The following is a 12,094-nucleotide window of genomic DNA, read 5'->3' on the forward strand; positions in this document are numbered from 1 at the left end:
TCTGCCCCTGACTCACATCAACACTCCCCGCCCACAAAACCGTTACAACACAGAGGCCTGATGAACCCATAAAAACGACCACTGACCTGCGCCGAGGGGACCGCCCCACGCCAGGTTATTAAAGGACTAATGCGATGGCGCTTTCCCTTTCTCGCCTGGCCTTGCTGGGGGCGACGCTTTGCCTGTCTCTTCCCCTGCACGCCAACGTTCCCGACGCTTCGCTGATCGAGCAGGGCAAATACGTCGCGCAACTGGGCGACTGCGTAGCCTGCCACACGGCCAAGCAAGGCAAGGTGATGGCCGGCGGCCTGGAGCTGAGCACGCCGATGGGCACGATCTATTCGAGCAATATCACGCCGGACCGAGAGACAGGGATTGGCGCCTACACCTTCGAAGAGTTCGACCGCGTCATGCGCGAAGGCGTGACGCCGACGGGCATGAACCTGTACCCGGCGATGCCGTACCCGTCTTACGCCAAGATGAATGAAACCGACATGCGCGCGCTGTACGCCTATCTGATGCAAGGCGTCGAGCCGGTGCAGCAGGCCAATCTCGAGGCGGACATGGGCTTCCCGTTCAGCCAGCGCTGGGGACTGGCGTTGTGGAATTTTGTCTTCCTCGACAAACAACCCTTCAAGCCGGATCCCGCACGCGATGAACAACTCAACCGAGGCGCCTACCTGGTCCAGGGCCTGGGCCACTGCGGCTCCTGTCACACGCCACGGGGCATTGCGTTCCAGGAAAAAGTCATGAGCGACGAGGGTGTCAGCGGCCAGCACTACCTGGCCGGCGAAACCGTCGAGCACTGGCGCGCCCTGAGCCTGCGTAACCTGTGGACGGTGGAAGACACCGTGCAACTGCTCAAGACCGGGCAAAACCGCTTTGCCACGGTCGCCGGCAATATGGCCGATGTGATTCACCACAGCACCCAGCACTTCAGCGACTATGACCTGACGGCTATCGCCAGTTACTTGAAATCCCTAGCGCCCGGTAAAGACGACTTGCCCATGCCGTCCGTGGCCCAGGCGCCAGCCGTGCCACCTGCAGATTTGTTCACCAGTCGCGGCGGACTGGGTTACATGCAGTTCTGCAGCAATTGTCATCGCAGCGATGGTGCGGGCGTGAAAGGCCTGTTCCCACCTTTGGCCGGCAATCCGAGCATTGCGTCCAGCAACCCGACTTCACTGCTGCACATCACCCTCACCGGCTGGGAGACCGCACAAACGGCAACGCACCCACGGATCTACACCATGCCGGGTTTCGCCCGTTTGAACGATCTGGAAATCGCCGAGATCCTCAGTTTCGTACGTACCCGTTGGGGTAACGAAGGCACGCCGATCAGCGCCGGCCAGGTGAAGAAACTGCGTGACCAACTCAACCCGGCCACCACCGATTCATCGGCCTTCGAAACCCCGCGCCTGGCCGAGTTGCTTGCGGCGCCCAACGCCGACCAGGTGATTCGCGGCATGCGCCTGCATCTGCAAACCAAAGAGCTGCTGCCCAAAAATGTCGGCAATTCACTCAATTGCACCAGTTGCCATCTCAACGCTGGCACGGTAGCGGATGGGTCTCCGTTTGTAGGCGTCTCGGCGTTTTTCCCCAGCTATGCGCCGCGCGCAGGCAAGGTGGTGACCCTGGAAGAACGAATTAACGGCTGCTTCCGCCGCTCGATGAATGGCAAGCCACTGCCGCCACAATCGGCAGACATGCAAGCGATGGTCGCCTATTTCGATTGGATGAAAAACAACACCCGCCCCGAAGACAAAGTCGCCGGGCGCGGCGTGGGCAAGGTCGACCCGGCGATCAAGCCGGACCTGGCCAATGGCAAGCAGGTCTACGCCAAGCAGTGCGCGGTGTGCCACGGCGACAATGGCCAAGGCTTGGCGCGGGCGGATGGCGAGCTTATCTACCCACCGTTGTGGGGTGAGCAATCCTTCAATATCGGCGCCGGCATGGCCCGCACCTACACGGCGGCGGCGTTCGTCAAACGCAACATGCCGATTGGCTTCCATGAGAAATTCCCGCTGGGGCAGGGCGGTCTGTCGGACCAGGAAGCCGTGGACGTGGCCGCGTATTTCTCGGGGCAACCGCGCCCGGACTTCCCGGACAAGGTCAAGGATTGGCCGAACGGCGGCAAACCTGCCGATGCGCGTTACTAGTCCAACTGTTTGAGGCAGGCCTCGAGGATATCCAGGCCTTCCTCCAGCACCGCAGGCTCGATGGTCAGCGGTGCCAGCAGGCGGATGATGTGCCGCGCCTTGCCGCTGGGCATCAGCAACACACCGGCGTCCCGCGCCAGGCCGAGCAACTGGGTCAGCTGTTTCGACGCGGGTGTGCCGTCGGCGTTGGCCAGTTCGATGCCGCGCATGGCGCCCACGCCGGTCAGACGGCCCAGGTAAGGAGTCAGGCCTTGCGCACACCAGGTCTGATAACGGCTGACGATGGCTTCTTCCTGCTGTAAGCCCCAGGTTTTCAGGTGTTCATCGGTCATGGCATCGAGGGTCGCCAACGCTGCCGCGCACGCAATGGGGTTGCCGGAATAGGTGCCGCCCAGGCCACCTTTGGGCAGATTGTCCATCAACGCCTTGCGCCCTACGACGGCGCCCAACGGCACACCGCCGGCGATGCTTTTACCCAGCAGGATCAAGTCCGGCTCGATCCCCAGGCGCGAGAACGCAAAACGCTCGCCGGTGCGGCCAAAGCCCGATTGGATTTCATCGACAATCATCAAAATGTTTTTCTCGTCGCAAAAGCGCCGCAGCGCCTGGGCGAATTCGATGTCCAGCGCCAGGAACCCCCCTTCGCCCTGTACCGGCTCGATGATGAAACAGGCCACATCGTTGACGTCGATTTCAACGCTGAACAGGCGGTCCATGGCCTTCAGTGCTTCGGCGCAGGTCACGCCGTTATCGGCGCTGGGGTAGGGCAGGTGATACACAGGGCCCGGCAGTACACCGACTTTTTGTTTGTAGGGCGCCACCTTGCCGTTGAGATTGAGCGTGGCCAAGGTGCGGCCGTGGAAGGCGCCGTCAAAGGCGATCACTGCGGTGCGTCCGGTGGCACCACGCACAATCTTCAGCGCGTTTTCCGCCGCTTCCGCGCCGCTGTTGGTGAGCATTCCACTGACGGGGTAGTCCACCGGGATGAATGCGGTCAGGCGGTCCATCAGCTCAATGTAGGGCGCATGCGGGGCGGCATTGAACGCGTAGTGGGTCAGCCGGGTGGCCTGCTCCCGAATCGCTTCGACCACGCCGGGGTGGCAGTGGCCGAGGTTGAGCACGCCAATACCGCCGACAAAATCGATATAGCGTTTGCCCGAGGTGTCCCACACCTCGGCGTTTTTACCGTGGCTGAGGCTGATAGGGTGAACGATGGAAATCGACTGGCTGATGGTTTCGCGGCTCATGAATCGGGGACTCGGCAGTGACGGGCTTGTTTTTATCTAAGCCGGGCGCCCGCCCTTGCCGCAAACGAAATAAAGTCGCCGGGTCATTATTAAAAGTCGGGATGTACGCGGATGTACTCCACCATCCAGTTCAGGAACGCCTTCACCTTGGGAATCTCGCCGGCATGTTCGGCGTGAGCGATAAAGTGCGCGCCGCTGCTGGGCATCGCGTAGTCCCATGGAATCATCAGGCTGCCCTGTGCCAGTTCTTCGGCCACCAGGTACTGCGGCACCAACGCCACGCCATAGCCCGATTGCGCCGCGCGAATGCACATGTAGAACGTGTCGAAGCGCGGTCCGTGGTAGCTGTTCTGCGAGTGCAGCCCCTGTTCCAGGAACCATTCGTGCCAGGCTTCCGGGCGCGAGGTGCATTGCAGCAAGGTGTGGCGTGAGGAAGCATCGCTGCCCTCGGCCACAAACCACGGTGCACACACCGGCACCACCGCCTCACGGAACAGTTCGATGCACGTCGCCCCCGGCCATGAGCCCTGGCCGAAGAAAAACGCGATATCGGCCTTGGCCTGCAGCACATCGAAGGGCTCCAGTTCGTTGCGCACATCCAAGTGGATGTTCGGGTGTTTCGCCGCGAAATCCTTGAGCTTGGGCACCAGCCAACGGTCGCCGAAGGTCGGTTGGGTGGCGATGCGCAGCACTTCGGTTTCGCCGCCATAGGTGAGGATATAGCGGCTGGAGATGTCCACTTGGGTGAGGATCTTGTGCACCTCGGCCAGGTACAGCGAGCCCGCCGGCGAGAGGTACAAGCGCTGGCGCACCCGTTCGAACAGGTTGTGGCAGAGCATCTCTTCCAACTGCGCCACCTGCTTGCTGACTGCACTCTGGGTCAGGTGCAGCTCTTCGGCGGCGCGAGTGAAGCTCAAATGACGGGCGGCGGCTTCGAAGCACTGCAAGGCCGTCATCGAAGGGGTCAAGCGTTTTGAAATCATGCAGTTCATTCCAAATCGGAAGGAGCCTTTGCCTAAAGGTCGTTTGTGGCAGTGGTGTAAAGCCGTTGATACTGCCCGGCAGCACTATAAACCGGCGCGGGCTGTGCGGCGCCGAATAATAAGGAATGACAGGGAGAGCCATGCATGAACCCATTCAAAATGACTTTGGCCGCGATGGGCGCCACCGCCGCGCTTGGCCTGGCGAGCTCCGCCTACGCGGGTGTGACCCTGGACGCGATCCAGAAAAAAGGCTTCATCCAATGCGGCGTCAGCGATGGACTGCCGGGCTTTGGCGTGCCGGACAGTAAAGGGAAGATGACCGGCATCGATGTGGACGTGTGCCACGCGGTGGCGGCGGCGGTGTTTGGTGATGCGTCAAAAGTGAAGTTCACCCAATTGACCGCCAAGGAACGCTTCACCGCGCTGCAGTCCGGCGAGATCGACGTGATCTCTCGCAACACCACGTGGACCAGTTCCCGTGATTCGGGCATGGGCCTGGTGTTCACCGGTGTGACCTACTACGACGGCATCGGCTTTCTGGTGAATAACAAGTTGGGTGTCACCGGTGCCAAGCAACTGGACGGGGCCACGGTGTGCATTCAGGCCGGTACTACGACTGAGTTGAATGTCTCCGATTACTTTCGCACCAACGGCATGAAGTACACGCCGATTACCTTCGACACCGCCGACGAAAGCGCAAAGGGCCTGGAAGCCGGGCGTTGCGACGTGCTGACCACTGACCAGTCGGGCCTGTATGCCCAGCGCATCAAGATGGCCCACCCGGACGAGTTCGTGGTGCTGCCGGAAGTGATCTCCAAGGAGCCACTGGGGCCGTTGGTGCGCAAGGGCGATGACGAGTGGTTCAGCATCGTCAAGTGGACCCTGTTCGCCATGCTCAATGCCGAGGAAATGGGCATCACCTCGCAGAACGTCGAAGAGCAGGCCAAGACCACCAAGAACCCGGACGTTGCACGGTTGCTGGGGGCTGATGGCGAATACGGCAAGGACCTCAAACTGCGCAAGGATTGGGTGGTGCAGATCGTCAAGCAGGTGGGCAACTACGGCGAAGTGTTCGAGCGCAACATCGGCCAGGGCAGCGTGCTGAAGATCAAGCGCGGGCTCAATGCACTGTGGAACAACGGCGGTATCCAGTACGCGCCGCCGGTTCGATAACCCGCAGGGGTGTTATTGCGACACCCCATCCTTGCCCGCAGCCTTGGCGCGATACAACGCCTGGTCGGCACGCGCCATCAGGGCTGTGGGGGGTTCATCCCTTTGACGCTCGGCCACGCCAAGGCTGAGGGTGATCTTGAGGTTGCCGTTGTGCGGCTGCCTTCTCATCACCTGGCAAATGCGTTCTGCCAGCGCCATGGCTATCTCCAGCGAGGTTTTGGGCAGCACCAGTACAAACTCATCGCCACCCCACCGGGCCAGTACGTCATGGGGGCGAATACAGCTTTCCAGGCATTCCACCACCTGCACCAGCGTGCGGTCGCCCACGCCATGACCGTAGCGGTCATTGATCGGCTTGAAGTCATCGATGTCCATCGCAATCAACGTCAGCGGCAGGCGAAAGCGTTGGGCACGGTTACACTCTTCCAGCAGCACTTTCTCCAGGCGATAACGGTTGGCGACCAGGGTCAGGGCATCCCGCTCGGCCAAGGAGCGGTTTTCATCCAACTGAAGTTGTAACTGTCGATTGACCCGCGACAGCTCCCGCGTGCGTTCAGCCACCAGGGCCTCAAGGGATTGATTGCGTCGTTCCAATTGTTCGACGGAGCATTTTCTGAGGTGAATATCACGGTGCGCGCCGACCATGCGCGCCACTGAACCGTCTGCATTGCGCGCAATCACGTAGCCCCGGTCTTCGATCCACAGGTAGCTGCCGTCTTCCTTGCGGCAACGGTACTCGGCTTGATAGTGAGGGGCGCGGCGGTGGATGTAGTCGTCAAACAGCTTCATCACCTGAGGGTAGTCATCCGGGTGGATCACGTTTTCCCAGGTGAACACGTTGTTCTCCAGCGCATGGCGGTGATAGCCGAGCATTTCGTACCACCCCGGGTTGCGATAGACGAACCCGGTATTGGCGTTCCAGTCCCAAATCCCGTCGCTGACCAACTCCAGAACGGTGTGCAGCATGTCGGCGTTGAAGTGAGAGAAATCTTGCTTCAACGGATTGTTGTCGGAGGTATCGTTCATCTTCGCGTTCCTTGCGTGGACAGGCGCTCAATGCCTGTCGTTGTTGACGCCGATACTCCGTGGCTGGGGCTACTGTACAACGGGGCTTGGTGGCTTTGAATAGGGCAGATGTACGGCTTATGGTGGATGGCGATAGGCTATTATTGCGGCGCCACCATCCTCGTCTGCGCCTTACCATCCGCGTTGTGCTGATAAATCGCTTCAGGCTGGCCCTGTTCGTTAAAAAACACTTGGCCAATCCCCGCCGAATTCCATAGTCGTTCGCCGGCTTCTGCATGCTCGGGAATATGCGGCACTACCTGCATGGTGCGCCGGCGGGTGAACCAGTTGAGGGGCGAGCGTGGTGAGTAGAGCCAGCGGTTGAGGCGGTCGAACCATTCCAACAGCCTTGGGGGGAATTCGTTCTTGATGCCGCTGCTGGTGATCTGCCAGATCCTGGGGCCGGCGTTGCGATGGCGGATCAGCACTTCGTAGACGAATGAGTAATGCACGTCACCTGAGAGGATCACGTAGTTTCCCGGCGTGCGCGAGTGGCGGAAGATGTTGAGGATCACCTGGGCCGCGCCGCGATGGGCCATCCAGTTTTCCGCATCCACCAGCAAGGGGTGGCCGCACCAGCTGAAGACCTTCTGTACCGTCTCGATCAGCTTCACGCCGAAGATCGGCGCGGGCGAGACGATGATGGCCGAGGGGTGGTCGAGCAGTTCCTGTTGCAGTTCGCTCAAGGCCTCCCAGTCGAGCAGGCCGGAGGGTTGCTTGAGGGTGAACTCGCTGCGCCAGCGCCGGGTACGGGTGTCGAGCACCACCAGGGCGGGGGTGGTGGGCAGTACGTAATGCCATTGTTGGAACTTGAGCAGCGTTTCGATCAACTCATCCAGCGCTCCGGCATCCAGATGGTTGGCCTGGGGTTGGCGGGTAAGCGCCTGGCTTTGGCTGATCAGTTCGCCAAATGCATCCGGCTGGTTGCCCCAGCCCTGGCACAGCAGGTAGGCCAGCAGGGCATTGCCGATGATGCGCTTGGAGAACGGGTGACCGTAGGCGGTTTCCTCCCACTGGGCGCTGAGGTTCCAGTCGTCGGTGATGTCGTGATCATCAAAGATCATCAAGGTGGACAGGTGGGCGAACACCCGCGCAACGCCAGGCAGGCCGTCGCGGAATGTATCGATCTGTGCCTGTTCGCGGCCATAACGTTGCTGTTCTTCAGGACTCAGTTGCGGTGCTTGAGGCGTGATCAGCGTCCAGGGCGTGGGTGACCACACCAGCAAATACATCGCGATGACTTCGGCGAAGGTCACCAGGTGATTGTCCGCGGTACTGCTGGTGAAAATGGGTTTTTTCACTCCGCCAAAGAAGCGTTCGCGCAGGGTCTCGTTACTGTCCAGTGCCGGCAGCAAGTCGGCGCGATGGTAGTAGCTGGCGCGGTGTCCATAGAGGCTGGCGCTGTCGTCCACCACGGCGCCTTCCAGGTATTCATCGAACAGGCCCAGGCGTGTGATCAGCGCATGGATCGCCCGCAGCATTGGCCCAGCGACATCGTCGGCGTACACCTGGTCGCCACTCATCATCAGCAGGGCAGGGCGGTCGGCCGGGGTATGGGCTTCAGCCAGCAGGCGGTCAACGCACAGCAGGCCTTCGTCGGCGCTGTGATGGGGTTTGCGGCAGGAGCCGTGTACCAGCTGATGGATACGGCTGTGCAAAACAAAACTTGGAAGTTGCGCGTTGGCATACAGCAGGTGCGGTGCCCAGTCGGCGATGCCGGTGTTGTCGAACACCAGGTCGTAGGGGATCTCCACGTCCAGGGGCAGCGCATCACCCAGCGGGACGTCGATCAGGTGGATAAAGGCGTGGCGCCCCACCGGCACGATCTGGCATTGGTCAAGGGTGATCTCCAGCGTTTCGGTTGGCAGATGCAACGTCAGGGTCAATTCCAGGGCTCGACTGCCTACCAGCCACAACACCAGGCGCCGAGGTTCGAGGCGTCGCAGCAGTGGGCCGGCCAGTACGGCGGGCAGTGTGTCGAGGTGCGGCATGCAGGCAAAGGTCCAGGCGGGATGAACCGGCAAGATTAACGCAGTGAATGTCAGTGTTTTGTTAAGGGGGAAATACGAAGAGCCGTGCACAGCTCTTCGTATGATTCGGGTTAAGGCAAGTAGCCCCTTCCCAGGCTGTCTGTGTTGCCGTTGCCCTTCCTGCGGTTGTTACTGGCGGCTGCACTGTCGTTGTCCTCGGCGTTCCGTTCCGAATGTATGTCCTCAATGTTGTGCTTCGTGCGCTGTGACTCTCCGGCATCCTGCGGCAGCGTGGAGTAATGGAAGATGTTCAGCGTTTGGAGGTTTGAGATATCCATTGGAGTTTCCTGCTAGTGATTAGAGGATGCTTCGCACAATGAGGCGAAGCAAAGCCAACGGTATAGAGCGCAAAAAGGCCCCGCTATAAACACCCTGCTGCAAAGTATGACAACCCTCTCGCAGCTGGCTTCAGAAGTCGTCGCTCGCGCCATTTGTGCACTCGCTCGCCTCAGGTGAAGCCGCCCCGTCCCTGCCTTCCAGCACAAACGCTGCACGATTGTGTGCCACCACGTTGCGTAACGCGCTGTAGTAATCCGGCAGTTTTTGCAGGCTGTCGGTCAGCGGCAACAGTGACGCCCGCGTATCGACAGTGCCGCCAACCAGGCTGACAGTACCCAACGTCTGCACCGTGTCGCTGTCCCCCAGCGGCGAAATCAGGAAGCCCAGCACTTTACCTGCCGCATCCCGGCTGTTGCTGGTGCCCAGCAATGGCAATTCCACGATCGGCCCGTTACCCACGCCCCACACGCCGAATGTCTGACCGAAGTCAGCTTTGTGCCGTGGGATTCCCAGGCGGTCCGACACGTCGAACAGCCCCACCACGCCCACGGTGGTATTCACGGCAAAACGCCCCAGGGTATTGACCGAGCGCCTTGGGTTGCCTTGCAGCAGATCGTTGATAAACACCTTCGGCTCGCTGAAGTTGCTGGCGAAGTTATGCACACCCTGTTGGAAAAAGTCCGGCAGGTAACGGTAACCCCGCGCCACCGGTGCCAAGGCGTAGTCATCCACCGCCCGGTTAAACGCAAACACGCCGCGGTTGACCGGTTCGGCGGGGTCGTACACCGAGTCGTTCACTGGCGCGCAGCGAGTGATGGGCGTTACCGGGGCCGGGCTGGCACAGCCCGTCAGGTAGGACACCGTCAGCAACAGCACGGCCTGGCGGGCCAAATGCTGGGGATACGTCAGCGAGCGCATGGGCACAGTCTCCACAAAAAGGAGGCTGATCCTGGCATTGCTGCCTTGCGCAAAGATGTCTGGTTTATTGCGCGATTGACGCTTTATTGCACGATTGAAATATATGACGCGCCGCGCCGAATGGTTTTAGATGGCACCTCGACCCAACCCAGTGAAGACCGCCGGTGAGCAACCTGTTGATCGTGGACGATGACCTTGAGGTCCTCGCGCTGCTGAAGAAATTTTTCCTGCAACACGGCTATGGGGTCGAGACGGCTGCCAGTGGCGCCGACCTGTGGGCGGCGATGGAGCGCCAGCCGGCCGACCTGATCATCCTCGACCTGATGTTGCCGGGCGATAACGGCCTGCTGCTGTGCCAGCGCCTGCGCCAGCAATACGCCACGCCGGTGATCATGCTCACGGCTATGGGCGAACTCAGCGATCGCGTCGTGGGCCTGGAAATGGGCGCCGATGACTACCTGAGCAAACCCTTCGATGCACGCGAATTGCTGGCCCGGGTGCGTGCCGTACTGCGCCGGGCGGGTGAAAGCCGACCGCCGCTGGGCGAGGTCGCGCGCCCGTTGATCCGGTTCGCGGGCTGGCAGCTGGACCTCACGCGCCGTGAGTTGCGCTCGCCCGACCAGGTGATGATCCCGCTGTCTTCCGGCGAGTTCGACCTGCTGCTGGTGTTCGCCGAGCACCCCCAGCGCGTATTGACCCGTGAGCAACTGTTGAATCTGGCACGGGGCCACAGCCATGACGCGTTCGACCGCAGTATCGACGTGCAAGTCAGCCGCCTGCGCCGCAAGCTGGAGTTCGATACCAAGCGCCCGGCGATGATCCGCACGGTGCGCAATGGCGGTTATCAGTTCACCGCCAGCGTGACCCGTTCATGAGCCTGCGCCCGCGTGACACCGTGGCCCGTTGGATCGCCCTGACCATCCTGATCGCCATGATCACCGCGCTGGCCTTCAACGCGTTGTTCGTGCAGTTGGCCGGCGTGTGGGCACGGCCGCCACTGACCGAAACCGGCTTGCTGGAAAAAATCGCCGTGGTGGTACGCGTGGTCGAGGCCTCGGAGCCCTCGCATCGGTCGCGCCTGGCCCGGGCGGTGGGTGATGACGGGTTCAACGTGACGTGGGCGGCCCAGCGGCAGGCATTGGGTTTACCCGTGCTGGACGACCCGGACTTCCATTCGGGCGAGCAGGTCTTCAAGCATTTGCTGCAGGGGCCGCCGCGTTCGATGGAAGCCTACGAACCGTCTGACTGGCCAGACGGTAACGGCCACTACGCGCTACTGGTGCAATTGGCTGACCGATCCTGGCTGATGTTCAGCGCGTCGTCGCGCAGTTGGGGGCTGGATGATGGCGCGCGCAGCCTGATCGTGGTGCTGTTGGTGCTGATCTCCACCGCGCTGGTCACCCTGGTCGCGACCCGCCGCCTGGCTCGGCCCCTGCAGCACTTCGCCCTGGGCGCGCGGCGCTTCGGTGCCGACTTTCGCGCGCCGCCCATCGAACCGATGGGCCCTCACGAACTGCGCCAGGCGATCCTTGCGTTCAACAGCATGCAGGCGCAGTTGCGGCACTTCATCCAGGACCGTACCCAAATGCTGGCGGCCATCTCCCACGACCTGCGCGCACCGCTAACCCGCCTGCGCCTGCGCGGTGAGTTCATCGAAGATGCCGACCAGCAACAACGACTGTTCCGCGACGTCGACGAAATGCAGGCCATGATCAACACGGCCCTGGAATTCTTCCGCGACGACGCCCGGCTGGAGCAAGCCACCCAACTGGACCTGGCGGAATTGCTGCAAACCCTGATCGACGACTACCGCGACCAGTCCATCGACCTCACCTTTCGTGGCCCACCGCGCCTGGTGTACTTCGGCCGACCACTGGGCCTCAAGCGGGTGATGACCAACCTGATGGATAACGCCATCCACTACGGCGTGGCGCCGGAGGTCGAGTTACAGCAACGGTCGGGAGAGGTGGTCATTCGCGTGCTGGATAGAGGCCCAGGTATCGCGGCTGAACATCGGGAACAGGTATTCCTGCCGTTTTATCGCCTCGAAGGGTCGCGCAATAAAAGCACCGGCGGTGTCGGGCTGGGGTTATCGACCGCGCGGGCGATTGTGCTGGAACACGGCGGAACACTAACCCTGACAGAACGCCAGGGCGGAGGGTTGGAGGCGGTGGTGGTGTTGCCGGTGTGAGGATTACCGGGCAATGCAACCACCACTAACCACGATGCAAAGCGAACCG

Annotated in this window: 10 protein-coding genes; 4 read left to right on the forward strand and 6 right to left on the reverse strand. The window is 61.3% G+C overall.

From position 1 onward, the window contains the following. The first annotated feature begins 134 nt into the window (after positions 1-134). Complete coding sequence (locus CWC48_RS15815; protein WP_100492169.1) at positions 135-2,159, forward strand: c-type cytochrome; 2,025 nt, start codon at positions 135-137, stop codon at positions 2,157-2,159. Here the strand turns inward: CWC48_RS15815 and CWC48_RS15820 are convergent. After that, positions 2,156-3,406, reverse strand: coding sequence for an aspartate aminotransferase family protein (locus CWC48_RS15820; protein WP_100492170.1), 1,251 nt, complete (start codon positions 3,404-3,406; stop codon positions 2,156-2,158). The two genes, CWC48_RS15815 and CWC48_RS15820, sit on opposite strands and share 4 nt — an antisense overlap. 89 nt (positions 3,407-3,495) lie before the next feature. Next, positions 3,496-4,389: a LysR substrate-binding domain-containing protein gene (locus CWC48_RS15825; protein ID WP_100492171.1), complete on the reverse strand. Its 894-nt coding sequence runs from the start codon at positions 4,387-4,389 to the stop codon at positions 3,496-3,498. Between the two features lie 144 nt (positions 4,390-4,533). Here CWC48_RS15825 and CWC48_RS15830 point away from each other — a divergent pair, with 144 nt between their 5' ends. Further along, positions 4,534-5,562: an amino acid ABC transporter substrate-binding protein gene (locus CWC48_RS15830; protein ID WP_078050125.1), complete on the forward strand. Its 1,029-nt coding sequence runs from the start codon at positions 4,534-4,536 to the stop codon at positions 5,560-5,562. A gap of 12 nt (positions 5,563-5,574) precedes the next feature. Here the strand turns inward: CWC48_RS15830 and CWC48_RS15835 are convergent, their stop codons facing one another. The 4 genes from CWC48_RS15835 to CWC48_RS15850 form a co-directional block, all read right to left on the reverse strand. Then, a complete protein-coding gene (locus CWC48_RS15835) occupies positions 5,575-6,588 on the reverse strand; it encodes a diguanylate cyclase (RefSeq protein ID WP_100492172.1) in 1,014 nt (337 codons plus the stop codon). Positions 6,589-6,728: 140 nt separating this feature from the next. Further along, positions 6,729-8,618 (reverse strand): alkaline phosphatase D family protein, encoded by a 1,890-nt coding sequence (locus CWC48_RS15840; RefSeq protein ID WP_100492173.1) that lies wholly within the window; start codon positions 8,616-8,618, stop codon positions 6,729-6,731. Positions 8,619-8,728: 110 nt separating this feature from the next. After that, complete coding sequence (locus tag CWC48_RS15845; protein WP_100492174.1) at positions 8,729-8,935, reverse strand: hypothetical protein; 207 nt, start codon at positions 8,933-8,935, stop codon at positions 8,729-8,731. 130 nt (positions 8,936-9,065) lie between these two features. Further along, positions 9,066-9,854, reverse strand: a complete 789-nt coding sequence (locus tag CWC48_RS15850) for a VacJ family lipoprotein (protein ID WP_078050121.1) — start codon at positions 9,852-9,854, stop codon at positions 9,066-9,068. 164 nt (positions 9,855-10,018) lie between these two features. On the opposite strand from CWC48_RS15850, the gene CWC48_RS15855 reads away from it, so the two are divergent. Both CWC48_RS15855 and CWC48_RS15860 read left to right on the forward strand, forming a co-directional pair. Continuing rightward, a complete protein-coding gene (locus CWC48_RS15855; protein ID WP_100492175.1) occupies positions 10,019-10,729 on the forward strand; it encodes a response regulator in 711 nt (236 codons plus the stop codon). Next, complete coding sequence (locus tag CWC48_RS15860; RefSeq protein WP_100492176.1) at positions 10,726-12,045, forward strand: cell wall metabolism sensor histidine kinase WalK; 1,320 nt, start codon at positions 10,726-10,728, stop codon at positions 12,043-12,045. The genes CWC48_RS15855 and CWC48_RS15860 overlap by 4 nt, the downstream gene beginning before the upstream one ends. The last annotated feature ends 49 nt before the right edge of the window (positions 12,046-12,094 follow it).

Source organism: Pseudomonas sp. S10E 269, from assembly GCF_002798465.1.
Lineage (GTDB): Bacteria > Pseudomonadota > Gammaproteobacteria > Pseudomonadales > Pseudomonadaceae > Aquipseudomonas > Aquipseudomonas pergaminensis.